Origin of the sequence: Enterobacter sp. DNB-S2 (assembly GCF_019443845.1) — a bacterium.
Classification (GTDB): Bacteria; Pseudomonadota; Gammaproteobacteria; order Enterobacterales; family Enterobacteriaceae; genus Enterobacter; species Enterobacter asburiae_B.
Map to the genome: position 1 here is coordinate 162,428 of NZ_CP050520.1, position 23,810 is coordinate 186,237.

A 23,810-nucleotide genomic window follows, 5' to 3' on the forward strand; every position below is an offset into this window, starting at 1 on the left:
GACCCTTAAATGCGTTTTGGAATGGGTTTTTCGGGGGTGGGTATTGTGCGTTCTGGTGCCCTCACCCCCAGCCCCTCTCCCACGGGAGAGGGTGGCATTTGTTACGGCATATGCTCCAGCTTCAGATATTCTTCGCTTTGCATTTCCTGCAGGCGCGACAGGCAGCGCTGGAACTCGAACTTCAGCCGCTCGCCCTGGTAAATCTCATATAAAGGTACCTCGGCGCTGATCACCAGCTTGACGTGGCGCTCATAAAACTCGTCCACCAGCGCAATGAAGCGCCGTGCTTCGCTCTCCATCAGCCGCGTCATCACCGGCACGTCCAGCACCATCACGGTGTGGAACAGACGCGAAAGCGCAATGTAGTCGTGCTGGCTGCGGGCATCCACGCAGAGCGTCGTAAAGGAGACCGCCAGCGTTTGGTTTTCGACGCCGAGTGTGGGCAGCGGTCGATGGTTAATCTCGAGTTCCGGGGCGTGCTCGCGTTTTGCTCCCGCCAGCGCCAGCCAGAGTGTATCCATCTCGCGGGTGGTCTCTGCATTTAACGGCGAAAGCCACAGGTGCGCCTGGGTCAGCGTGCGCAGACGATAATCGACACCGGCATCGACGTTCATGATATCGCAGTGCTGCTTGATGGCATCGATGGCGGGCAGGAAGCGTGCGCGCTGCAGGCCGTTACGATAGAGCTCATCCGGCGGGATATTCGACGTGGCCACCAGCGTGATCCCGCGGGCAAATAGCGCTTTCATCAGGCCGCCTAACAGCATGGCATCGGTGATGTCGGACACAAAAAACTCGTCGAAGCAGAGCACGTCCGTTTCCGCCTTGAACCTGTCGGCCACAATCTCCAGCGGATCGCTTTTGCCCTGCAGTGCGGTCAACTCTTCATGCACCCGCAGCATAAAACGATGGAAGTGCAGACGCTGCTTACGTGCGCCAGGCAGGCTTAGATAAAACAGGTCCATCAGCCAGGTTTTTCCGCGACCGACCCCGCCCCACATATATAAACCGCGCACCGGCGCGTGAGCCTGTGGCGCTTTTTTACCGAGCAACCGCCCAAACGCCGCCTTTAGCCCACCGTTCTGTTCGACTTCAGCGGGTTTTGCCGTGAGCTCCTGATAAATCATCTCCAGACGGTTTACCGCCTCACGTTGAACCTCATCAGGCTGATGAGTGCCCTCGTTAAGGGCCAGTTGATATCGCGATGCAGGGGACAGGTTTTGCATAATCTTATTGTTATTCCTTCAATTAACGCTCACCAGCAGACGTGACTGATGAAAAAAAGGCCGTTCTACACTACGCGATGATACGTCAGGATTCCACTTCTGCAGAAATAGCGGTTATAGTGGCATTATCAGGCACAGGCAGGAGCCGAGCCAACACCCTACGGAACAACAAGACAACGGGAGAAATTCATGACCTGGGAATATGCGCTAATCGGTTTAGTCGTCGGCATTGTCATCGGTGCTGTGGCCATGCGTTTCGGTAATCGCAAATTGCGTCAGCAGCAGTCACTGCAGTACGAACTGGAAAAGAACAAAGCCGAGCTGGAAGAGTATCGTGAAGAGCTGGTCAGCCACTTTGCCCGTAGCGCCGAGCTGCTGGACAACATGGCAACCGACTATCGTCAGCTGTACCAACATATGGCAAAAAGCTCCAGCAGCCTGCTGCCGGAAATGACCGCGGAAACCAACCCGTTCCGCAACCGTCTGGCTGACTCTGAAGCCGGTAACGATCAGGCGCCCGTTCAGATGCCTCGCGACTATTCCGATGGCGCGTCCGGCCTGCTGCGCGGCGGTGTAAAACGCGATTAATCGCACAACCTGAATTTATTTTACGGGCGCAGCGATTGCGCCCGTCCTTTCCTGATGACCCCAGCTATCATTTAGTTACATACCTCATTGTTCAGCGGTTTAAAATTCAATAACATCAACGTGTTTTTGGGGCCGTTTTTCCTTTATTCCAGGTTACGAGAGTCAACATCGATGAAGAAAAAAAACCAGCTGTTGAGCGCTATCGCGTTAAGTGTCGGGTTATCTCTCTCGGCGTCCGTTCCTGTATTTGCCGCCATTCCCTCCCAGGTGCCTGGCCAGGCGGCCATTCCAAGCCTCGCGCCTATGCTGGAAAAAGTGTTGCCGGCGGTCGTCAGCGTTCAGGTTGAGGGCACCGCAGTACAAAGCCAACGCGTCCCTGAAGAACTGAAAAAATATTTTGGCGATGAGTCTCCCGACCAGCAGGCTCAGCCTTTTGAAGGCCTGGGTTCTGGCGTCATTATTGATGCGGCAAAAGGCTATATCCTGACCAACAACCATGTCATCAGCCAGGCCGATAAGATCAGCGTCCAGCTGAACGATGGCCGTGAATTTGATGCCAAACTGATCGGCGGCGATGACCAGAGCGACATCGCGCTGCTGCAGGTGCAAAATCCGAGCAACCTGACCCAGATTGCCATCGCGGATTCCGACAAACTGCGCGTCGGCGATTTTGCCGTCGCCGTAGGCAACCCCTTTGGCTTAGGGCAGACCGCCACCTCCGGGATCGTCTCGGCGCTCGGGCGCAGCGGCCTCAATCTGGAAGGGCTGGAAAACTTTATCCAGACCGATGCCTCAATCAACCGGGGTAACTCCGGCGGAGCGTTGCTCAACCTTAACGGCGAGCTGATTGGGATTAACACGGCGATTCTGGCCCCGGGCGGCGGCAGCATCGGGATCGGTTTTGCTATCCCCAGCAATATGGCCAAAACCCTGGCGCAGCAGCTGATCCAGTTCGGTGAAATCAAACGCGGGCTGCTGGGTATTAAAGGTATGGAGATGAGCGCGGATATCGCAAAAGCGTTCAATATCAACGTACAGCGCGGGGCGTTTGTCAGTGAAGTGCTGCCAAACTCCGGCTCGGCAAAAGCGGGCGTGAAATCGGGAGATGTGATCGTCAGCCTGAACGACAAACCGCTGAATAGCTTTGCAGAACTGCGTTCGCGGATTGCCACAACGGAACCAGGCGCCAAAGTGAAGCTGGGCCTGATACGTGACGGTAAGCCGCTTGACGTTGAAGTGACGCTGGATAAGAGCACCTCTTCCTCGGCCAGCGCGGAGCTTATCGCCCCGGCGCTACAGGGGGCTACGTTGAGCGACGGGCAGCTGAAAGACGGTACGAAAGGCATTAGCATCGACACCGTCGAGAAGAGCAGCCCTGCCGCACAGGCCGGATTGCATCAGGATGACGTGATTATCGGTGTCAACCGCAACCGCGTGCAGTCTATTGCCGAACTGCGCAAGGTGCTGGAAAGCAAACCAGCGGTTATTGCCCTGCAGGTCATGCGTGGCAATGAGTCTATCTATATTCTGTTGCGCTAAGCATTTGCGACCCGGACATCACCGCTGCGTGTGATGTCCGGATAACTCATGTTATGCTGCAAATCGTTCCTTTTTTAACGACACGCGCATCATGCTTTTAAAGCTCTTACGTTCTACTGTCATCGGTTTGATTGTCGCTGGCCTGCTGCTGCTGGCGCTGCCGTCTTTACGTCAGTTCAATAAACTGTCGGCTCCCCAGTTCGATAGCACGGATGAAACGCCGGCCACCTATAACCAGGCCGTCCGCCGTGCCGCACCTGCCGTGGTTAACGTCTATAACCGTGGTCTGAATACCTCAGCCCATAACCAGCTGGAGATCCGTACCCTCGGCTCCGGCGTGATCATGGACGAGCGCGGCTACATTATTACCAACAAGCACGTGATTAACGATGCCGACCAGATCATCGTCGCCCTGCAGGATGGCCGCGTGTTTGAGGCGTTACTCGTTGGGTCTGACAGTCTGACCGACCTGGCCGTTCTGAAAATTAATGCCACGGGCGGTTTGCCGGTCATCCCGATCAACCGTAAACGTACCCCGCATATTGGTGACGTCGTACTGGCTATCGGTAACCCTTACAACCTGGGCCAGACCATCACCCAGGGGATTATCAGCGCGACCGGTCGTATCGGTTTGAACCCCTCCGGGCGGCAGAACTTCCTGCAAACCGATGCCTCCATCAACCACGGTAACTCCGGCGGGGCGCTGGTCAACTCGCTGGGCGAGCTGATGGGCATCAACACCCTCTCGTTCGATAAGAGTAACGACGGTGAGACGCCGGAAGGGATCGGCTTCGCCATTCCGTTCCAGCTGGCGACCAAAATCATGGATAAACTGATCCGCGACGGACGCGTGATCCGCGGCTATATCGGTATCGGCGGGCGCGAAATTGCACCGATGCATACCCAGGGCGGCGGTATCGATCAGATTCAGGGCATCGTGGTTAACGAGGTGGCACCGGGTGGTCCGGCGGCTAACGCGGGGATTCAGGTAAACGATGTCATTGTGTCGGTCAACGGCACGCCAGCGGTCTCTGCGCTGGAGACGATGGATCAGGTGGCAGAAATTCGCCCGGGTTCTATCATCCCTGTTGAGGTCATGCGCAACGATAAGAAACTGACGCTGCACGTGACGATTCAGGAATACCCGGCCACTAACTGACAGGCATAAAAAAACGGAGCGATAAGCTCCGTTTTTTTTACCGGGAGACGGTTCGTATTACTTGTTAACGAACTCTTCGCCCAGGGTGATATCTTTCTTCAGCGTATCCAGCATGCCTTCCATCGCGTGTTGTTCAAACGCGCTCAGCGTACCAATGGATTTACGCTCTTCGATACCGTTTTTACCCAGCAGCAGCGGCTGAGAGAAGAAGCGAGCGTGTTCACCATCGCCTTCAACGTAAGCGCATTCAACAACGCCTTTCTCGCCCTGCAGAGCGCGAACCAGTGACAGACCAAAACGCGCAGCCGCCTGGCCCATAGACAGGGTTGCAGAGCCGCCACCCGCCTTCGCTTCCACCACTTCGGTGCCCGCGTTCTGGATGCGTTTAGTCAGGTCAGCCACTTCCTGCTCGGTGAAGCTCACGCCTGGGATCTGCGACAGCAGAGGCAGGATGGTGACGCCAGAGTGACCGCCGATTACCGGTACTTCTACTTCTGTTGGCTGCTTGCCTTTCAGCTCAGCAACAAAGGTGTTGGAACGGATGATATCCAGCGTGGTTACGCCGAACAGTTTGTTTTTGTCGTAAACACCCGCTTTCTTCAGCACTTCTGCCGCGATAGCCACGGTGGTGTTCACCGGGTTAGTGATGATCCCGATGCATGCTTTCGGGCAGATTTCTGCAATCTGCTGCACCAGGTTTTTCACGATGCCCGCGTTGACGTTGAACAGGTCTGAACGATCCATGCCTGGCTTACGCGCCACGCCTGCAGAAATCAGCACCACGTCGGCACCCTGCAGCGCAGGACGTGCATCTTCACCGGAGAAGCCTTTGATTTTTACAGCAGTCGGGATGTGGCTCAGGTCAACCGCCACACCTGGGGTTACCGGAGCAATATCGTACAGGGAGAGTTCTGAGCCTGAAGGCAGTTGGGTTTTCAGTAGTAGGGCAAGCGCCTGGCCGATACCACCAGCAGCGCCGAGGACTGCGACTTTCATCCTAAACTCCTTATTATGGTTAACTTAAGTATCTGTAAATCCGTTGCGGCGACCATAATTCAGCAAGTAAATAATTACAATTTTCGTAGCTAAAGAATTTGAGGTCACGCGACTTTATCTCTCACCAGAAGACTATCTGACGACAGAGGGCAACGCATTAAGAGGTGGTTACAATACACCCTGCCCCGCCACCAAAACAACATCATTTTGATAACATTTAATTTACTTTTAAGCTTATTTGCGCGGCGTGACCCAGGCATGTTTTCTGATAACGAAATCTGATAAAATCACTCCCTTTCATAACATTATTTCAGCCTGGCGCTGAGTAGATAATTTGCATAAAAATTCATCCACATGCATAATAATGTTGTTTCTATCGTCATATTCCGGGTGACTTATGCGAAGCTCGTCTAAGCAAGAAGAATTAGTAAAGGCGTTTAAGGCGCTACTCAAAGAAGAGAAATTCAGTTCTCAGGGAGAAATTGTTCAGGCGCTGCAGGAACAAGGCTTCGATAACATCAACCAGTCGAAAGTCTCCCGCATGTTAACGAAATTTGGCGCGGTGCGTACGCGTAACGCCAAGATGGAGATGGTCTATTGCCTGCCGGCAGAACTTGGCGTGCCGACCACCTCCAGCCCGCTCAAAAACCTGGTTCTGGATATCGATCATAACGACGCCGTCGTGGTGATCCACACAAGCCCGGGTGCCGCGCAGCTCATTGCCCGCATGCTGGACTCGCTGGGTAAAACGGAAGGTATCCTCGGGACTATCGCCGGCGATGACACCATCTTTACCACACCGGCTAGCGGTTTCTCCGTGAAAGATCTCCACGAAGCCATTCTGGTACTGTTCGAACAGGAACTCTAATCCCCTCTCCCCGTAGCGCCGCTGCGGGGATCGTTCTGCTTCTGCTGCGTTCTCCCCTCTTTTCTACTGCCCTTCACTTTGACAAATAGTGCTTTTTACCACCTATTAACATTCATCTGGTGAATGCTAAATCAAAAAATCGCACAAAAAATCAAAAGCTGATATCCATATGATTTTATTAGATATAACCAACTAAAATGAACAAAAAACGCCCAATATTATGCGATTTGGTTATAAAAAAAAGACTGGTTAACACGTAATAACAATAGAAACCATTAGTCTGGTATTAATTTTTACCGTTATTAGTGTATACTTGATTTTGTGATGAGGGTCACGAAACAAGACCCCACTAAAAAATTCGACGAGGTAAAAATCATGAAAATCAAATCAACTGTAGCGGCGCTCAGCGTCCTGTCCGTCCTGTCATTCGGTGCTTTCGCAGCTGACTCTATCAATGCTGACCAGGCGCAATCCCGTCAGGCCATCGGTACGGTTTCTGTCGGTGCGGTCGGCACATCGCCAATGGACATGCATGAGATGCTGAACAAAAAAGCGGAAGAACAGGGTGCGTCATCCTATCGCATCATCGAAGCGCGTTCCGGTGACCACTGGCACGCCACCGCTGAGCTGTACAAATAAGTTTTAGTAATAACTGAAGACGTAAATCTCCACTCAACGGCACCAGGCATAAAAATAGCGGTTCAACCCTTCTCGCCGTTGAGTAAAAACCCTATTCAGGAGTAAAGACTATGAAAACCAAATTGATCATCGCAACCCTCGGTCTGGCATCCGTTCTCTCTTTCGGCGCGAGCGCAGCCGTACAGCAGGTAAATGCCGACCAGGCACAAAATCTACAGCGTATGGGCAGCGTCTCCGTAACGTCTGTCACCGGTTCACCGATGGATATTCGTCACGAACTTGCCGCCAAAGCTGAAAAAGCAGGCGCCAGCAGCTATCGCGTCACCGAACTGAATCAGGGTGACCACTGGCATGCAACGGCAGAACTGTATAAATAAACCCTCGTCGTATCTCATCATACGACTTGCCCCTGGCCTTATGGTCAGGGGCTTTTTTCATTCAATGCCGCGCGTTAAAGCGCAGCTGCCCTTCAAGCTCTTCTTCCGCTTCATCGAACAGCAAGATCAGCGCGCCAAAACGTCTTCGCAGCTTATCGGGCAAATGGATGAACTCAATTTCCAGCGGTAGCGGCAACTGACTGCCGGTGACCACGTCCCACAGCGTATCCAGATTCGTCACGCTTTCCCGTTCAAGATCAAACGCCCGGATAAATTCACGGTAGAAGTCTTCCTGACTGTCGATCTCGTCAAAATCAAACGTATAGGTTTTCATTGCCAGCCACCCAGTCCAGGCGAGCGGCAGATGCCGCCCTGTCTATTATAATCCCCCAATATGCAGGGTTTTAACTTCCAGATACTCTTCCAGTCCCAGCACGGAGCCCTCTCGTCCAAGACCTGACTCTTTTACGCCGCCAAAGGGCCCAAGCTCCGTGGAGACGGCGCACTCGTTGATGCCGATCATCCCGCTCTCGATGGCCTGTGAAACGCGGAAGACCCGTGAGAGATTCTGGGTGTAGAAGTAAGCCGCCAGCCCATAGGGCGTGTTGTTGGCGCGCTGGATGACTTCATCTTCCGAGGTGAAACGGAAGCACGCCGCCACCGGGCCAAACGTCTCTTCTTCTGCCAGCTTCATACCTTCATGGCAGTCGCCCAGCACGGTTGGCATCCAGAAATTTCCGCCAAGCGGATGGGGCTTACCCCCAGCCAGTACGGTTGCGCCCCGGGCAACGGCGTCGTCGACATGCTCACGCACCTTGTTGACCGCCGAAGGTTCAATCAGCGGCCCGACGACCACCCCCTCTTCGAGACCATTACCCACCTTCAGCGCCTTCACCGCATCGGCGAGTTTATTCACAAATTTGTCGTAGACGGTTTCCTGAATATAAAAACGGTTCACGCTGACGCAGACCTGTCCGGCATTGCGGAACTTGTTGGCGATCGCGCCCTTAACCGCTGCGTCGATGTCCGCATCCTCAAAAACGATATACGGGGCATTCCCCCCCAGCTCCATCGAGACTTTTTTCATGGTTTCTGCGGCGTTACGCACCAGCGTTTTGCCGACGGAGGTTGAGCCGGTAAAGGAGATTTTACGCACGTCGCGGCTTGCCATGATCGCATCGCTGATTTCATGCGTATTCCCGGCGACGGTGTTGAGAACACCGTCGGGCACACCGGCCTGTTTCGCCAGCGTAAGCAGCGCAAATGCGCTGAGCGGCGTGTTATTGGCCGGTTTAATGACCCCGGTGCATCCTGCTGCCAGCGCCGGGCCTAACTTGCGGGTGAGCATGGCCATCGGGAAGTTCCACGGCGTAATCGCCGCGACCACACCAATAGGTTCACGGGTCGCCAGAATGCGTGAGCCGGGTTTTATCGGCGGAATAATTTCTCCGTTCGCGCGTTTGGCCTCTTCGGCAAACCACTGGATAAAGCTGGCGGCGTACTCGACTTCTCCCTCCGCTTCTTTCAGGGGTTTGCCCTGTTCGGTGGTCATCAACCGCCCGAGCCAGCTTTTATTCTCAATAATCAGTTCGTACCAGCGGTAGAGAATCGCCGAGCGTTCTTTCGCGGTTTTGGCACGCCATGCCGGGAAGGCCTGGGTAGCCGCTGCAATAGCGTCTTCGGTTTGCGCTTTACCCGCTTTTGCGACTTTAGCAATGACCTCGCCTGTCGCGGGATTCAGCACATCAAAGGTTGTATCCAGCGTTTTCCAGATTCCGTTGACCAGATAACCGGTCTGAAAAAGGATGTGGTCCTGAAGCGCCTGGGTCGTCATGTGTTCTCCCTTTCTGAAATGTAAGAACGTGCTGGAATAAGTATAGCCACAAAAAAACCGACGCTTTTGGCGTCGGTTTTTTTACTTCAGTCAGTTATCCGTGAGGGCATTCTGGTAGCGATGCAGCATAAACACCAGCCGTCCCACCGGCTCGGTCACCTGAGGCGGCGCCTCCCAGTGCTTGAGCTTTTCCTGATAGGTATCGAGCTCTTCAAGCAGCTGCGTAAAGTAGCGACGCCGTTTGTCATCGCTGCTGGCAGAAAGCACGTGATCGGCGGTACGACGCAGCTGGCGGTGGTATGCCGACAAATCGTCGTTGATCGGCACGGGCGCGTTACGCAAACGCTGGTGCGCAATGATCATGGTTAACGCCAGGCGGAACTTCGCGATATCGCCCGGGAACTTGTTCAGCAGCAAAAACAGCTGCTGGTAGAGCGCGGGCAGGTGGTTCTCTTTACGGCGCGCGGTATTGGTTGTCAAAGATGACACGGCAGCCGACACGAACTGGTTCAGCAGCACGCGGCCCGTTCTTGCCTGCGAGTTATCCCGCACCAGCAGTATCACCATCATGGCCAGGAAGCAGCCCACCAGCTGGCCTAACGCGCTGTCGAGGAACTGGCTGAAATGGAAGGTCATCGGGTTATCGAGCACGATGATGTTAATCGTACTCGCCAGCGCCCCCAGCGATCCCAGACGCCGCTTTTGCACTTCAATGCCGATAAAGAACGCCATTACCGCCAGGCTAATACAGAGCAGCAGCATACTCTGTTGCGTCGACGGGATGATGACCAGGAAATAGAGCGCGCCTACCGGCAACGCGGCAATCGTGCCGTAAAGGAAATCAATGGCGACCATACGCGGATTAGGCAGACGCATCGCCAGTGCGGTCACAACGGCAATCATCACCATCGCGCCGCTGCCGGACGTCCAGCCCGTCCACAGCCAGAACAGCGTGCCGAGCATGCAGGCAAGCGTCGTACGCCAGAAATTGACCATGGCGTGATGGCGCTCGGCGGATTCCGCCTTGATCACCACTTCACCCTGCAACACCTCTTCTTCCGCCGCGCTGATTTTGGTGTTACCGATCACGCCGCGCTTCAGAAGCAGATAGCGTGTCGCGGCGCCGACCCAGGTGTAGATGGTTACCGGCGTGTCGCGCTCCCCGGTCCAGGCAATCACCCGGCGCATGCGCTTAAGCTGCTTATGCACGTCCTGTACGGTTTCCACCGGCTCGGCAAACAGTTCGCGGAACGTATCGGTGACCGCTTCCGGCCGGGTGTTCTGAATCAGATAAGTTTCACAGGCTTGGGTAATCAGCGTCAGAGAGACGGTGTTAAGGGCTTTAAGGCGTCGATTCGCGCGGGCCCAGCGCGACGACTCCATATTAAGGTTGCTGCGCATTCCTTCCAGCGCCTGCGTACGACGTACCAGCCCGCTCCAGGCTTTATCCACCTCTTCGCTATCGCCATGCTTAATGCACAGCTGCATCAGCTGATACTGGGCAACGATCAGCGCGTCAAGCTCACGGTCGACTTCCTGCTTGATGGAGCGCGGGGAGAAAAGCAGGTCAGCGACGATCGCGCTGACAATACCAATCACAATCTCGCTGCAGCGCTCAACCGCAAACTGCGGGGCGAGCAGCGGTTCACTTTGGATAGTGATGACAATAATCAGCGCGGTATAGCCCGCCAGTCCCCAGGCGTAGGAGTTCTCCACTTTCACCAGAGACGAGAGCCAGGTGCAGAAACCCGCCCAGATACAGCACACCATCAGCATCAGCAGCGGGGTGCGGATCATCAAAATAATAATGGTCAGCGCCGCGAAACAGCCGATAAACGTCCCGATGATACGCAGCATCCCGCGATAGCGGATCGCGCCAGAATAGGGCTCCCCGCCCGCGGCAAAGGCAGGGCCCGCCGCGACAATCGCAGCCGTCAGCACTGCCCAGCGAGGGGTTTCAAGCTGGAAGTGAAAGCCAACAAACAGCGCCAGCACGATGGCGCACGCCAGCTTCACGGCGAAGCGAATGTGCTGGCTGGCGATGGAAAAGATACCCATGACGATTAACCAAACTCGCGCAGGCGGTGGGCAATTTTACGGAAGAACGAGTCCTGGCTGGCATCCCGGTCCTTTTCACCGGTGATCACCACCGTCGCCGTGGTACCCGCAGGCCACAGATTTCCCTGCTGTTCATCCAGATGAATACGTACCGGCACGCGCTGGGCCAGACGCACCCACTCCAGGTTGGAATCGACCGTCGCCATCCCTTTGGCATCGTTAGAACTGCTGGAGTTAGTCACCCCTGCAGCAACGCTGTCGACGGTGCCTTTAAAGACGCGGTTGCTGCCGAGCGGCGTGATTTCCGCCCGGTAACCTGGGCGCACGCCTTCCAGCTTGGTCTCTTCCATATAGGCGAGCACGTAGAAGGAGTTCTGTTTAACCAGCGCCACGGCGGTAGAGCCACGGGTAATGAATTCCCCGGCATAGACGTTAAGGTTGGTCACCCAGCCATCGGACGGCGCGCGGATCACGGTGCGCTCGAGATCGAGCTTCGCCAGATCGCGCGTTGCCTGCGCTTTCGCCAGCTGGTGCAGCACGGTTTGCAGCACGTTGTTGGACTGGTCAATCTCTTCACGGGACATTGCCTGAACGCCCAGCTGGTTACGGCGCCCTGCCTCGCGGCGTTTCTCCGCAGCCAGCGCCTGGTAATAGGCCACGTCCGCTTCCGCCTCTTCCAGCGCTTTCTGGTAACGAGGCTGGTCGATGGTGAACAGGACCTGATCTTTCTTCACCAGCTGGTTATCGTGGACGTTGACCGCTGTGATAAGACCGGCCACGTCAGGGGCTATTGCCACCACATCGGCGCTGAAGCGTGCATCACGCGTCCACGGTGATTCGGTGTAATAAACCCAGGCGCGGAAAATAGCGATGAAGGCGAGGATAACCAGCGCCATCGTGATGGCGGTGCGGGAGATTTTTCTTGTTAGCGTTTTCACATCAACCTCAGACAAACATGCGCGATATCAGATAAAACAGGCAGCAATACAGCGCGGTATTGAACAATGCAGGGTGCCAGACGAAATCGTAGATCCCGGTAGGGACCAGCACCTTGCGCACCAGCCAGAAGATCGCCAGTGATAAAAGAAGCTCGAAAAATATCGGTGGGAACGACAGACCGAACACCACGATAACGGGAAACAGACTCATGTTGACCTTGATAAGAGAGAGTGCAGGCTTCAGAATTTTTTAGCGCACGCCACCGCAGGAGAGCAAGAAACGCCGGGCGAGAATGGCGCAGCCGTTATGTAATTAATAATATATTAACGTAACTGTTATGCTGTTATCTATAATATGTGATCTAAATCACTTTTAAGCCAGAGTGAACAATGGAACGTTTAAAACGCATGTCGGTCTTCGCCAAAGTGGTTGAGCTGGGCTCTTTTACCGCCGCTGCACGCCAGCTTCAGATGAGCGTCTCATCCATCAGCCAGACGGTGTCCAAACTGGAAGATGAGCTTCAGGTCAAGCTGCTCAACCGCAGTACCCGCAGCATTGGGCTGACCGAAGCGGGTAAAATTTACTATCAGGGCTGTCGCCGTATGCTGCTTGAAGTGCAGGATGTTCACGAACAGCTCTATGCCTTCAACAACACCCCCATCGGCACGCTGCGCATCGGGTGTTCTTCAACTATGGCACAAAATGTTCTCGCTGCCATGACGGCGGATATGCTGAAAGAGTACCCCGGTCTTACGGTCAATCTGGTGACGGGTATCCCGGCGCCGGATCTGATTGCCGACGGGCTGGACGTGGTGATCCGCGTCGGCGCGTTGCAGGATTCCAGCCTGTTCTCGCGACGGCTGGGCAGCATGCCGATGGTCGTCTGCGCCTCGAAAAGCTATCTGGCGCAGTACGGCGTTCCGGAGAAGCCCGCCGATCTCACCAACCACTCGTGGCTGGAGTACAGCGTGCGGCCCGATAATGAATTTGAGCTGATTGCCCCGGAAGGGATTTCTACCAAACTGCTGCCGGAAGGGCGGTTTGTCACTAACGATCCGATGACGATTTCACGCTGGCTGGTGGCCGGCGCCGGGATCGCCTACGTGCCGTTAATGTGGGTGATCAACGAGATCAACAGCGGCGTGCTGGAGATCCTCTTCCCGCGCTACCAGTCCGATCCGCGCCCGGTGTACGCCCTGTATACCGAAAAAGACAAACTCCCGCTCAAGGTTCAGGTGTGTATTAACTATCTGACCGAGTATTTTGTGGACGTGGCGGAGCTGTTTCAGGGGATGCGGGGGAGAAGGAAAGAGTAGGCCTTTTTCCATAAGGACGCGGGAGAAAAGACAGCGTGGAGCAGTACCCTCTCCCCTTTGGGGAGAGGGTCAGGAAATTACGCCGTGCCGCCCACCGTTAGGTTGTCCACCTTCAGCGTTGGCTGGCCCACGCCAACCGGCAGGCTCTGGCCCTCTTTACCGCAGACGCCCACGCCGTTATCCAGCTTCAGATCGTTACCGACCATGGAAATCTGCTGCATGGCTTCAATACCGGAGCCAATCAGCGTCGCCCCCTTCACCGCTTTGGTCACTTTACCTTTCTCGATCAGATACGCTTCTGACGTGGAGAAAACAAACTTACCGGAGGTGATGTCCACCTGGCCGCCGCCAAAGTTTGGCGCAAAGATACCGTAATCGACGGATTCGATAATCTCCTGCGGCGTCGATTTGCCCGGCAGCATGTACGTGTTGGTCATGCGCGGCATCGGCAGATGCGCGTAAGATTCACGGCGTCCGTTGCCCGTCGGCGCGACGCCCATCAGGCGCGCGTTGAGTTTGTCCTGCATGTAGCCTTTCAGCACGCCGTTTTCGATCAGCACATTGTACTGCCCTGGCGTACCTTCATCGTCGATAGCCACCGAGCCGCGACGATCGCGCATGGTGCCGTCATCCACCACGGTGCACAGCTCAGAGGAGACAAGCTGCCCGATCTGACCGCTGAACACGGACGTCCCGCGACGGTTAAAGTCGCCTTCCAGGCCGTGGCCTACGGCTTCGTGTAACAGTACGCCCGGCCAGCCGGCGCCCAGCACCACCGGGAATGAACCCGCCGGCGCCGCGACGGCATTCAGATTCACCAGCGCCATGCGCACGGCTTCTTTCGCCCACGCGTCGGCGCGTGCTTCACCATCAACGTCGCCCAGGAACCAGTCATAGCCGAAACGACCGCCGCCGCCGCTTGAGCCGCGTTCGCGTTTGCCGTCGTCATCGACCTGCACGCTGATAGAGAGGCGCACCAGCGGGCGAACGTCTGCCGCAAGGGTACCGTCCGTTGCCGCAACCAGAATCAACTCATACACGCCGCTCAGGCTGGCTGAAACTTCCTGCACGCGTTTATCCGCCGCGCGGGCGACTTTGTCCACGCGACGCAGGATATCCAGCTTCTCTTCACGGCTCATGCTCTGCAGCGGATCGATGCTGGTATAAAGCGCTGAGTGCTGCACTTCTCCCAGAGTTTTCACGCGACCATCACCGGTATCACGCACAATGGTACGTGCGGCCTGCGCGCTCTGCTCGAGTGCGGTGAGGCTAATCTGATCGGCATAGGCGAAACCGGTTTTCTCGCCGCTGACGGCACGGACGCCGACGCCCTGGTCAATGTTGTAGGAGCCATCTTTGATGATGCTGTCTTCTAAAACCCAGGATTCGTGATAGCTCGACTGGAAATAAAGGTCGCCGTAGTCGAGGCGGCGTTCGGTCAGTTGACCAAGAATGGAGAACAGGTCCTGATGGCTCAGGCCGTTCGCTGCGAGCAAATGTTCACTTACCAGGTTCAGACTCATCGTATTGCTACTCGTTCGTTGCCGCCCGTGGCGGTATAAAGATCGTATTTATTGAGAGTGAGGCAATTACCTGCCCACGTCAAATCATTGCTGTGCATCTTTGCGCGGCTGGCGCAGCACCTCGTTAATCTGCGGTTTATCGACCGGACCGGTAATGCGGTAGCGCAGAATGGAGACTTTACTCCACAGCGGACCCAGCACTTTGCTGGCGGCAAACACCGCCGCACCGACAATCGGGTTCACCACAAAGGCCGCCGCCACGCCCACGCTCGCGGAAATTTCCGGCGCCACCACGGCTTCCATATCCAGCTCGCGACGCACGAGGTTAACGGAGCCTTTCATGGCGATATCCGCTTCCAGGCCATCCACCAGCGTGTCGTCCGTATGCAGAACGCCGTCCTTGATCCACGCCGTGCTGCGGATGGAATCGTAGTAGAAACCTTCGCTGAAGGTATCGCTGAAATCGAAGCGCAGCTTGCGCAGCAGCGCATCAAAACTCAGCAGGCGCAGGATCTGACCGGCGCGCCCCGTGCTCACGTCAGCAATTTCACCTTTGCCGAAGCGGGTTTTCAGAATGCCGTTCAGCGAGGCTTCATTCGGCTTCCACGGGGCGTCACGCCAGTGAAGATCGTAATCGACGTCAAACGACGAGCCGCGCAGCGGCGTGCTGATTCCAAAAAAATTGGCTGCCGCATCCAGCTTGTTGCCTTTAATGTCGCCCTTCAGGGAAGTTCGCTGCTCGCCCGGGTTATTCACCCATTCCCCTGCGGCCGTCATGCGGCCAAAACCGGTATCAACCAGGCCACCGGAGAGCGTAAGCGTGTTGGCCTGAATAGTGAAATCACCGTCGATACGGCCATATTTCTGCCCCCACAGCCAGCACTCCGCGCAGCGCAGCTGGAGATCGGGCCAGCCGCTAAAATCGACGCGGGAGACATTGCTCAGCGGCGACGCTTCTGCCGGTTTATCTTTCCCGCTCGCGGCGCTTGCCGGGTTGTAGTAGAGGTAGCGGATCGCCGCCTGCCACGGCGCGTGATTGCGCATGGTCAGCGTGCCGTTGATCTCCCTTCCCTGGGCCTCCACCTTCGTGCCGTTAGCGCCAGGCTGTGAAACCAGGCTCAGGTTGTTCCACTGCTGCCCGCCCAGCATCAGTGACGGCGTGCGTACGGTAATGGCTTGCGGGAACTGGGCGGTTTCATCAACGTTTTGCCCAACGCCTTTCTGGAACAGCGCCAGCCACTCTGCACCGTCCATCGGCGGGAGATTCAGCTCAATGCCCGACTGCTCCGGCAGAGGCGGCGTGGAGCGGCTATCCGTTGTCCAGATGGCTTTGTCGAGGGTGAGCTTGCGGTTAAGCAGCCAGCGGCTGTTGAAGTGGTTTGTCCCGCCCGCGCTTCCGGTCAGCGCGAAGCTGTTCAGGTTGCCATCGACGTTCAGCTTTACCGGCAGCGGCTGTCCGGCCTGTTTATCCAGCGGCGCAGGTAGCTGGCTCTGAAGGTTTTTCAGATCGCCCGTGATGTCGACCTTATACTGAGCACCCGCGTGATATGGCAGGTCGATTGCCACTTTACCCTGCCAGGCGACTGCGCCCTGCACTGACGCCTCAATGGGCTTCGGCAGGACCTCCATGCGCGCTGGCTGCCAGTTACCGTCCAGATTGACGGCTACCTGATAAGCCTTTTCACCCTCGGTGGTCGTGAAGTCGATATTAACGGGCTGATTAAACCAGCTGGCCGTAAGCGGCTCGCTCTTCAGGTTTCCGTTGTCAAAGCTGAACTGCCCGCTGAGATTTTTCAGCGTGCTCTCAAGGGGTTTGATGAACAGGCTGTTGTTCTTAAGGCGGACGTCGCCTTTGGCGGTGGTCATCTCGCCGTCCAGCGGGATATCAAGATGTAAGCGAGCATTCACATCGCCATCAAGCTGTAGCTGCTGGAGCGTCGCCGCCAGCGAATCTTTCAGGGGCGTCTCCTCAAAGTACGGCCCCACCGCTTTGCCCGGGCCATTGATGTCGGCATCAATCAGCAGCTTCTCTTTGGAGTAATCCGGGATGTTGGCCGTCAGGTTGCTGGCCGTCACGCCGCCCAGCGCCACGCTGTCGGACTTCATCCATAGTCCGTCATTGAGGAAGTTGAGCTCGATATCCAGATCTTTCAGCGCGGGCCAGCCGGGCTGGAACGCAAATGTCGCGTTATGCAGCGGCACCAGCACCTGGAACTGGCCTTCATTATGTTTGTACGGGAAAAGATGCGGGTTACCGCCGTACACCAGCGTGGCATTGTCCGCCTGACCGCCCTGAATCGCGCCGCTGAGATAGTCCACCAGGGCTTTTCCCATCAGGTTTTCCGGGAAGTAGCGCCAGGCCTGAGAGCCGTCATCGGTGCTGATCCCGGCCAGAATGCCCAGCCACGGCTCATCGCCTTCAGGCTGCAGATAGCGGAAATCGCCGCGCGCGTGCACCGCTTTGGCTTTCACATCGATATGGCGGCCATCAAGCTGGAAACCCTTGTCGTTACGGAGCCAGTTAAGCACCGCGCTGCCCTGTTCGATTTCCAGCGGCGCGCGGAAGACCGTCTCGTAAGGCATTTTGGCATCGTGCATATCAACCGTTAGCCTGCCGTTTTCCACGCTGCCTTCCAGCTTGCCGCTAAAGTGCTCCGCCCCCGGCAGCAGCTTCCACTGCTTCCAGGCAAGATCTTTCCATGTTGCCTGGAAGCGGGTTTTTTCCGTCGCCTGGAGCGGGATATCCAGAGCCAGAGCGTCTATTTTCCCGCTCGGCTGCGTTGCCAGCCAGATCTCGCCCAGATCCGGAGAGAGTTTTGCCGCCATCGAGCGCAGGCCTTCAATGGCAGCCAAATCGAGGTTGCTGGCGCGGATGCGCAGCTCGTCGCTGCGTTTACTGGCCGTGCCGCCGACGTCCTGCTCCGGCATCCAGGCCAGCGTCAGCGCACCGCGCGGCCACGGCTTGCCGTCCATGGTGATGCGCGTATCCGGAATGGCAAACTGCCAGCCCTCTTTTTCCTGCGTCACGTGCGCGGTGAGGTTATCGACGGAAAGCTGATGCTGCTGTTTTTCGCCTTTCCAGCTGGCGCCCCCCTGCTTGAGCCAGATATCGCCGCTGGCAAATTCACCTTTGGTCAGGGTCAGCCAGCCTTCAAGGCTGAAGCGGGCAGTCTCCAGCTGCATATTTTGCTGGAGCCAGTCGCCCAGCCACGGCTTCACGTCAACATCGTCGGCCTGCAGCCAGACTTTGCCGTTGTTTAACAGGCCGTCATCGTCCCGCAGATCCATCCGCACCTGCATCACGCCGTGCTGGCCGTTCAGGCTTGAGAGATTGACCTGCCCCTCGGCGCGGTGACGTTCTTTACCGTTGAGCCATGTCAGCTGGGGGATCGCCAGTTCGGCGCGCTGGCCGGAGAGGGTAATGAAGCTCACTTCGCTGTCGCGCAGATCGAAGTGATCGAACTGACGGAGGAAAAGATCGCTGAAGCGGTTGGCTTCCAGACCCTGACCGCTATCGCCGCCGGACAGAGGCGTATTGGTCAGGAACTGGAGTTGATAAAAGGTGAGATCGCGAAACTGCCAGCGCAGATGCAGCAGGCTTTGCCAGACGTCCAGCGCCAGGGTCACGCGTTTGATTTTCAGGTGGCCGCCATCTTTGAGGCTGGCGTTGATATCCCGGACATCGAGCGTCGGGCCAAAATTCTGCCAGTTAGCGCTAATCTGGCTTACGTTCACCGGCACGCCGGTGGTGGATTCAATTTTAGCCAGCAGCTGTGGACGCCAGCTGTCCAGATGCGGTAATACGAGGCGTAGCCCGCTCACGAGCAACGCGACAATCACGACCAGCGTTGCCCCTGTAAGCAATAAAATCCCCGGCAATCGCCTCACGCATCTCTCCTTGTCAGCTTTCGTCACGCAGCGTACTGCGTCTTACATCATCACGACGTCAAACTGCTCCTGGTTATAGAGCGGTTCAATTTGTACTTTTACCTGTTTGCCGACAAAGATTTCCACTTCCGCCAGCGCGTGTGACTCTTCGCCTTTCAGCGCTTCAGCCACCGCAGGGGAAGCATAGACCAGAAAACGATCGGAGTCGTAGGCATGATGAACACGGACGATTTCGCGCATAATTTCATAGCAGACGGTCTCAACCGTCTTTACCGTTCCGCGCCCATGGCAGGTTGGGCATTCATTACACAGCACATGCTCAACGCTCTCGCGGGTACGCTTACGCGTCATTTCCACCAGCCCCAGCTGCGAGAAGCCGTTGATGCTGGTTTTCACGCGGTCTTTGCTCAGCGCCTGCTCAAGCGAGTGCAGCACGCGGCGACGATGGTCTTCATTACTCATATCGATAAAGTCGATGATGATAATGCCGCCCAGATTGCGCAGACGAAGCTGGCGCGCAATCGCCTGCGTGGCTTCGATGTTGGTGTTGAAGATGGTGTCATCGAGGTTGCGATGGCCGACAAACGCGCCGGTGTTGATATCGACGGTGGTCATCGCTTCGGTCTGATCGATGATCAGATAGCCGCCTGACTTCAGCTCAACCTTACGCTCCAGCGCGCGCTGGATCTCGTTTTCGACATCATAGAGATCGAAGATCGGCTGACGCCCTGAATAATGCTCCAGCAGGCCAGGCATCTCCGGGATATATTCGGCGGTAAACTCCAGCAGCGCTTCATAGGTCAGACGCGAGTCCACGCGAATGCGGTCGAGCTGGGCATCAGCAAAGTCGCGCAGAACGCGCTGAGCAAGGGCCAGTTCACCGTAGAGCTGGTAGCGGGTCTGGTTGCGTTTTTTACGCTCCATCACCTTGGTCCAGACGCGCTTCAGATAAGCCGCATCCGACGCCAGGTCTTCTTCGCTGATCCCTTCCGCAGCGGTACGGATGATAAACCCACCCTGTTCATCGCAGTAGGCGCTGACCACTTTCTTCAGACGCTCGCGCTCGGTTTCGCTCTCAATACGCTGCGAAACGCCCACGTGCGACGCGCCGGGCATAAAGACCAGATAGCGGGAAGGTAAGGTGATGTCGGTGGTCAGACGGGCGCCTTTGGTACCGAGGGGGTCTTTCACCACCTGCACCATCAGATCCTGTCCCTGACGCACCAGTTCAGAAATATCGCGCACGGCAAACTGTTTTTGCTCTTCGCCCGCGACGCACTCGGTGTGCGGCATGATATCGGAGGCATGTAAAAACGCCGCCTTATCCAGTCCAATATCTACAAAAGCCGCCTGCATACCCGGTAGTACACGACTGACACGACCTTTGTAGATATTGCCTACTATTCCGCGCCGCGCTTCACGCTCAATATGAATTTCCTGAAGAATGCCACCATCAATATAGGCCACACGGGTTTCCGATGGCGTTACGTTTACCAACAATTCAGCCGTCATAATTATCCCTTCCCTCACGCAGTGAGTTAAAATTGCTCAGCAACTCATACGTTTCCACCAGCGGTAAGCCGACTACGGCGTGATAGCTGCCATTAATCTTCCTGACAAAACAGCCACCCAGCCCCTGAATACCGTATGCACCTGCTTTATCCATTGGTTCACCGCTGGCAATATAAGCGGCGATGTCGTCGTCGGTAAGTACTCTGAACGTCACTTCGGTCACCACCAGGCAATCCAGCACGTGCTGGTGGTCAGCCAGCGCGACGGCCGTCATCACCTGATGCGTTTGTCCGGACATTTTGTGCAGCATGCGCGCCGCATGATCGGCGTCGCGCGGTTTCTCAAGCACTTCACCGTTCAGAATAACGATGGTATCTGCTCCCAGCACGGGAAGATCGCGTGGCACACTGGCCACGCCCGCCTGCGCTTTCTCGCGCGCCAGGCGAGACACGTACTGTTGAGCGCTTTCGCCCTCAGCACGTTTTTCTTCAATGCCGGTAACGATGCGTTCAAAAGAGACGCCTAGCTGCGTCAGGAGTTCCTGACGGCGCGGGGAGCCGGAAGCGAGATACAAAGACGTCATAGAAACCTTTTATTGCACAGCAAACTGCTGGCGAACCTTACGCATCAGCAGGAATAACCAAGGCCAGAGCACACCGTTTACTACACTACTCCAGAACACTTCCGGTCGGAAAGAGACGTTGATTACTAAAAACTCTGCCCAGAAAACAACGATATCCGCAGCGAGCGACAATAGCATCACCACCAGGGCCTGTTGCCAGAGCGCAAGGTTACGAAAGAGCTGGAATTTGAGTGCGACGAGGTACGCAATAATGCTCATGGACAAGGCGCGCACGCCAAGCGTAGAGCCGCTAATGAGATCCAGTATGGCACCCATCACGAAACCTGTGCCGACATTTACGCGATGCGGCAGGGCAAGGATCCAGTAGAGTAAAATGAGCAATACCCAGTTTGGCCGGAAAACGAGAATGTCATCCGGCCAGGGCATCACTTGCAGTAACAGTGCAATGAGAAACGAGAGCCAGATGACCCAGCGTCCCTGGCTACGATAGCTTGCCACTACTGCCCTCCCGAAGAGAGTTTAGGCGGTGGCGGCGCATCCGGCAGCGGCTGCGTTAACCCGGTTGCCGGCGCCGGTACTGGCGCAGGCGGCCCCATGGAATCCGCAGGTGGGAGAACCTGCGGCATCATCTGCATCAGGCGCTCGTTCGCCACGCGATGCACCTCTTCAGGCGTCATCGGATTAGAACCGTTACGATCGGCGCCCCACAGCAGCAGCAGATAGCGCAGACGCTGCAAACCGGCGGTTGGACGGGCCTGAATCACGGTATAGGCACGCTGGGTATCCAGCTTGACCGAAGAGACCACCGCAACCGGATAGCCTTCAGGGAAGCGTCCACCCAGGCCGGACGTCACCAGCACGTCGCCCACGCGAATATCCGTGTTAGCAGGCAGGTGTTCCAGCTGCAGGTCGTCCGTACAGCCGTTACCGGCCGCAATCACGCGGATGTCGTTGCGCAGAACCTGGATCGGCAGCGCATGCGTGGCATCGCAAATCAGCAGCACGCGGCTGGTCAGTTTAGCCACGGCAACAACCTGGCCCACAACGCCTTTATCGCTGATAACAGGCTGACCTTCATACACCCCGTTCACGCTCCCTTTGTCGATCACAACCTGATCGCTGTAGGGGTCGTTCACGGTGGAGATCACCTGCGTGACCATTTTCTGCTCATCCTGACGCAGCGGCGAGCCGAGCAGCTCACGCAGACGCGCGTTTTCCTGCTTGTATTGCCCCAGCATCAGCAGTTCGCTGTTTTTCAGCAGCAGTTCCTGACGTAATGCCCGGTTTTCGAGTTCGAGTTGGTCACGCGAAGACAGCGTTTGAGAAACGGAGTCGAGCAGTTCACGGGGACCATTTGAAACAAAGTAGAAAGGACTGACGGCGGTATCCATGTACGTTCTGATCTGGCTGAACGTACCGAGGCGGCTATCGGCAATAATGACCCCAAGCGCAACCAGAACCGCCAGAATAAGGCGAAACTGTAGCGATGGGCCACGGCTAAAAATTGGCTTCATAGGCTATGCGTATTCTCGCGTCAGAGAGAAAGGGTAGCAAATTGCTACCCTCTCAAACTCGACTACTCTTCGCTGAACAAATCGCCGCCGTGCATGTCGATCATTTCCAGCGCCTTGCCACCACCACGGGCGACGCAAGTCAGTGGATCTTCTGCAACTACGACAGGAATACCTGTCTCTTCCATTAACAGGCGGTCGAGGTTACGCAGCAGCGCACCACCACCGGTCAGAACCATACCGCGCTCGGAGATATCGGACGCCAGCTCTGGTGGGCACTGTTCCAGCGCAACCATTACCGCGCTCACGATGCCCGTCAGTGGTTCCTGCAGAGCTTCCAGAATTTCGTTGGAGTTCAGGGTGAAACCGCGTGGAACACCTTCAGCCAGGTTACGGCCACGTACTTCGATCTCACGCACTTCATCGCCCGGATACGCAGAGCCGATTTCGTGTTTGATACGCTCTGCGGTGGCTTCACCGATCAGAGAGCCGTAGTTACGGCGCACATAATTAATGATGGCTTCATCGAAGCGGTCACCGCCGATACGTACGGAAGAGGAGTACACCACGCCGTTCAGAGAGATAACGGCCACTTCCGTGGTACCACCACCGATATCCACCACCATAGAACCGGTAGCTTCGGAAACAGGCAGACCCGCACCGATGGCTGCAGCCATTGGCTCTTCAATCAGGAACACTTCGCGTGCACCTGCACCCTGGGCAGATTCACGGATTGCGCGACGCTCTACCTGGGTTGCACCAACCGGCACACACACCAGAACACGCGGGCTTGGACGCATGAAGCTGTTGCTGTGAACCTGCTTGATGAAGTGCTGAAGCATTTTTTCAGTCACGAAGAAGTCGGCGATAACGCCGTCTTTCATTGGGCGAATGGCGGCGATGTTGCCAGGGGTACGACCCAGCATCTGCTTCGCGTCATGACCCACTGCAGCCACGCTTTTCGGCGAGCCTGCACGATCCTGACGAATGGCCACAACGGAAGGCTCATTCAATACGATGCCTTGTCCTTTTACATAAATAAGGGTATTCGCAGTACCCAGGTCAATGGACAGGTCATTGGAAAACATGCCACGAAATTTTTTCAACATACTAAGGGATAATCCTGAAAGCTGGGGCGGAAAACAAAATCCGCTTACTTTACCAACCACACGCAGCAGCGACAAGGCGCAAAAATCATCTGCAACGGTGAAAATTTGTGCAGTACGTTTCCTGATGTTACAAAATCATCCCCTG

Annotated in this window: 21 protein-coding genes; 7 read left to right on the top strand and 14 right to left on the bottom strand. The window is 56.1% G+C overall.

Annotated elements, in window-relative coordinates; translation table 11 throughout:
- Positions 1 to 101: 101 nt before the first annotated feature.
- On the bottom strand, positions 102 to 1,226 hold the full coding sequence (gene zapE, locus HB664_RS00850) for a cell division protein ZapE (protein ID WP_219940272.1): 1,125 nt from the start codon (positions 1,224 to 1,226) through the stop codon (positions 102 to 104).
- A 189-nt stretch (positions 1,227 to 1,415) separates the two neighbouring features.
- Between zapE and zapG the strand changes: the two genes are divergently transcribed.
- From zapG to degS, 3 genes are all read left to right on the top strand, one after another.
- Entirely contained in the window at positions 1,416 to 1,814 is a 399-nt protein-coding gene (gene zapG / locus HB664_RS00855; protein WP_008502832.1) for a Z-ring associated protein ZapG, read from the top strand.
- Positions 1,815 to 1,985: 171 nt separating this feature from the next.
- Entirely contained in the window at positions 1,986 to 3,353 is a 1,368-nt protein-coding gene (gene degQ / locus HB664_RS00860) for a serine endoprotease DegQ (protein WP_023309385.1), read from the top strand.
- A 91-nt stretch (positions 3,354 to 3,444) separates the two neighbouring features.
- Positions 3,445 to 4,512, top strand: coding sequence for an outer membrane-stress sensor serine endopeptidase DegS (gene degS, locus HB664_RS00865; protein WP_023309386.1), 1,068 nt, complete (start codon positions 3,445 to 3,447; stop codon positions 4,510 to 4,512).
- A gap of 57 nt (positions 4,513 to 4,569) precedes the next feature.
- Here the strand turns inward: degS and mdh are convergent, their stop codons facing one another.
- The gene (gene mdh / locus HB664_RS00870) at positions 4,570 to 5,508 is read right to left on the bottom strand and encodes a malate dehydrogenase (protein ID WP_023309387.1); all 939 of its coding nucleotides are present in this window, start codon (positions 5,506 to 5,508) and stop codon (positions 4,570 to 4,572) included.
- Positions 5,509 to 5,905: 397 nt separating this feature from the next.
- Here mdh and argR point away from each other — a divergent pair, with 397 nt between their 5' ends.
- The 3 genes from argR (at position 5,906) to yhcN (HB664_RS00885) (ending at position 7,392) form a co-directional block, all read left to right on the top strand.
- Positions 5,906 to 6,376 (top strand): transcriptional regulator ArgR, encoded by a 471-nt coding sequence (argR, locus tag HB664_RS00875; protein ID WP_023309388.1) that lies wholly within the window; start codon positions 5,906 to 5,908, stop codon positions 6,374 to 6,376.
- A gap of 375 nt (positions 6,377 to 6,751) precedes the next feature.
- Positions 6,752 to 7,015 (top strand): peroxide/acid stress response protein YhcN, encoded by a 264-nt coding sequence (gene yhcN / locus HB664_RS00880; protein ID WP_023309389.1) that lies wholly within the window; start codon positions 6,752 to 6,754, stop codon positions 7,013 to 7,015.
- A 110-nt stretch (positions 7,016 to 7,125) separates the two neighbouring features.
- The gene (gene yhcN, locus HB664_RS00885) at positions 7,126 to 7,392 is read left to right on the top strand and encodes a peroxide/acid stress response protein YhcN (RefSeq protein ID WP_032659672.1); all 267 of its coding nucleotides are present in this window, start codon (positions 7,126 to 7,128) and stop codon (positions 7,390 to 7,392) included.
- Between the two features lie 61 nt (positions 7,393 to 7,453).
- Here yhcN (HB664_RS00885) and HB664_RS00890 read toward each other — a convergent pair whose 3' ends face one another.
- From HB664_RS00890 to aaeX, 5 genes are all read right to left on the bottom strand, one after another.
- A complete protein-coding gene (locus tag HB664_RS00890) occupies positions 7,454 to 7,726 on the bottom strand; it encodes a barstar family protein (RefSeq protein WP_023309391.1) in 273 nt (90 codons plus the stop codon).
- A gap of 45 nt (positions 7,727 to 7,771) precedes the next feature.
- The gene (locus HB664_RS00895) at positions 7,772 to 9,226 is read right to left on the bottom strand and encodes an NAD-dependent succinate-semialdehyde dehydrogenase (RefSeq protein WP_087823135.1); all 1,455 of its coding nucleotides are present in this window, start codon (positions 9,224 to 9,226) and stop codon (positions 7,772 to 7,774) included.
- Positions 9,227 to 9,316: 90 nt separating this feature from the next.
- Positions 9,317 to 11,284 (bottom strand): p-hydroxybenzoic acid efflux pump subunit AaeB, encoded by a 1,968-nt coding sequence (gene aaeB / locus HB664_RS00900; protein ID WP_143346425.1) that lies wholly within the window; start codon positions 11,282 to 11,284, stop codon positions 9,317 to 9,319.
- Between the two features lie 5 nt (positions 11,285 to 11,289).
- Entirely contained in the window at positions 11,290 to 12,222 is a 933-nt protein-coding gene (gene aaeA / locus HB664_RS00905) for a p-hydroxybenzoic acid efflux pump subunit AaeA (RefSeq protein ID WP_023309394.1), read from the bottom strand.
- A 7-nt stretch (positions 12,223 to 12,229) separates the two neighbouring features.
- Positions 12,230 to 12,433, bottom strand: coding sequence for a p-hydroxybenzoic acid efflux pump operon protein AaeX (gene aaeX, locus HB664_RS00910; protein WP_003860416.1), 204 nt, complete (start codon positions 12,431 to 12,433; stop codon positions 12,230 to 12,232).
- A 179-nt stretch (positions 12,434 to 12,612) separates the two neighbouring features.
- Here aaeX and aaeR point away from each other — a divergent pair, with 179 nt between their 5' ends.
- Positions 12,613 to 13,539 carry an HTH-type transcriptional activator AaeR gene (aaeR, locus tag HB664_RS00915; protein WP_023616809.1) on the top strand — a complete coding sequence of 309 codons (927 nt, stop codon included), beginning with the start codon at positions 12,613 to 12,615 and terminating at the stop codon, positions 13,537 to 13,539.
- 77 nt (positions 13,540 to 13,616) lie between these two features.
- On the opposite strand, the gene tldD is transcribed toward aaeR, so the two are convergent.
- From tldD to mreB, 7 genes are all read right to left on the bottom strand, one after another.
- A complete protein-coding gene (gene tldD, locus HB664_RS00920; RefSeq protein ID WP_029740073.1) occupies positions 13,617 to 15,062 on the bottom strand; it encodes a metalloprotease TldD in 1,446 nt (481 codons plus the stop codon).
- 84 nt (positions 15,063 to 15,146) lie between these two features.
- A complete protein-coding gene (gene yhdP / locus HB664_RS00925; protein ID WP_219940273.1) occupies positions 15,147 to 18,950 on the bottom strand; it encodes an AsmA2 domain-containing protein YhdP in 3,804 nt (1,267 codons plus the stop codon).
- Between the two features lie 42 nt (positions 18,951 to 18,992).
- Positions 18,993 to 20,462, bottom strand: a complete 1,470-nt coding sequence (gene rng, locus HB664_RS00930) for a ribonuclease G (protein ID WP_010436156.1) — start codon at positions 20,460 to 20,462, stop codon at positions 18,993 to 18,995.
- Positions 20,452 to 21,045 carry a nucleoside triphosphate pyrophosphatase gene (locus HB664_RS00935; RefSeq protein WP_219940274.1) on the bottom strand — a complete coding sequence of 198 codons (594 nt, stop codon included), beginning with the start codon at positions 21,043 to 21,045 and terminating at the stop codon, positions 20,452 to 20,454. The genes rng and HB664_RS00935 overlap by 11 nt, the downstream gene beginning before the upstream one ends.
- 9 nt (positions 21,046 to 21,054) lie before the next feature.
- Complete coding sequence (mreD, locus tag HB664_RS00940) at positions 21,055 to 21,543, bottom strand: rod shape-determining protein MreD (protein WP_023309399.1); 489 nt, start codon at positions 21,541 to 21,543, stop codon at positions 21,055 to 21,057.
- Positions 21,543 to 22,559 carry a rod shape-determining protein MreC gene (gene mreC / locus HB664_RS00945; RefSeq protein ID WP_033146767.1) on the bottom strand — a complete coding sequence of 339 codons (1,017 nt, stop codon included), beginning with the start codon at positions 22,557 to 22,559 and terminating at the stop codon, positions 21,543 to 21,545. Before mreC ends, mreD begins: the two co-directional genes overlap by 1 nt.
- A 62-nt stretch (positions 22,560 to 22,621) precedes the next feature.
- The gene (gene mreB / locus HB664_RS00950) at positions 22,622 to 23,665 is read right to left on the bottom strand and encodes a rod shape-determining protein MreB (RefSeq protein ID WP_000913396.1); all 1,044 of its coding nucleotides are present in this window, start codon (positions 23,663 to 23,665) and stop codon (positions 22,622 to 22,624) included.
- Positions 23,666 to 23,810 lie beyond the last annotated feature (145 nt).

Coding starts and splice junctions, on each gene's coding strand:
- zapG (WP_008502832.1), top strand. CDS start 1,416: ATGACCTGGGAATATGCGCTAATCGGTTTAGTCGTCGGCATTGTCATC.
- degQ (WP_023309385.1), top strand. CDS start 1,986: ATGAAGAAAAAAAACCAGCTGTTGAGCGCTATCGCGTTAAGTGTCGGG.
- yhcN (WP_032659672.1), top strand. CDS start 7,126: ATGAAAACCAAATTGATCATCGCAACCCTCGGTCTGGCATCCGTTCTC.
- aaeB (WP_143346425.1), bottom strand. CDS start 11,284: ATGGGTATCTTTTCCATCGCCAGCCAGCACATTCGCTTCGCCGTGAAG.
- degS (WP_023309386.1), top strand. CDS start 3,445: ATGCTTTTAAAGCTCTTACGTTCTACTGTCATCGGTTTGATTGTCGCT.
- yhcN (WP_023309389.1), top strand. CDS start 6,752: ATGAAAATCAAATCAACTGTAGCGGCGCTCAGCGTCCTGTCCGTCCTG.
- HB664_RS00895 (WP_087823135.1), bottom strand. CDS start 9,226: ATGACGACCCAGGCGCTTCAGGACCACATCCTTTTTCAGACCGGTTAT.
- HB664_RS00890 (WP_023309391.1), bottom strand. CDS start 7,726: ATGAAAACCTATACGTTTGATTTTGACGAGATCGACAGTCAGGAAGAC.
- zapE (WP_219940272.1), bottom strand. CDS start 1,226: ATGCAAAACCTGTCCCCTGCATCGCGATATCAACTGGCCCTTAACGAG.
- aaeX (WP_003860416.1), bottom strand. CDS start 12,433: ATGAGTCTGTTTCCCGTTATCGTGGTGTTCGGTCTGTCGTTCCCACCG.
- tldD (WP_029740073.1), bottom strand. CDS start 15,062: ATGAGTCTGAACCTGGTAAGTGAACATTTGCTCGCAGCGAACGGCCTG.
- argR (WP_023309388.1), top strand. CDS start 5,906: ATGCGAAGCTCGTCTAAGCAAGAAGAATTAGTAAAGGCGTTTAAGGCG.
- mreB (WP_000913396.1), bottom strand. CDS start 23,665: ATGTTGAAAAAATTTCGTGGCATGTTTTCCAATGACCTGTCCATTGAC.
- mreC (WP_033146767.1), bottom strand. CDS start 22,559: ATGAAGCCAATTTTTAGCCGTGGCCCATCGCTACAGTTTCGCCTTATT.
- aaeR (WP_023616809.1), top strand. CDS start 12,613: ATGGAACGTTTAAAACGCATGTCGGTCTTCGCCAAAGTGGTTGAGCTG.
- rng (WP_010436156.1), bottom strand. CDS start 20,462: ATGACGGCTGAATTGTTGGTAAACGTAACGCCATCGGAAACCCGTGTG.
- HB664_RS00935 (WP_219940274.1), bottom strand. CDS start 21,045: ATGACGTCTTTGTATCTCGCTTCCGGCTCCCCGCGCCGTCAGGAACTC.
- mdh (WP_023309387.1), bottom strand. CDS start 5,508: ATGAAAGTCGCAGTCCTCGGCGCTGCTGGTGGTATCGGCCAGGCGCTT.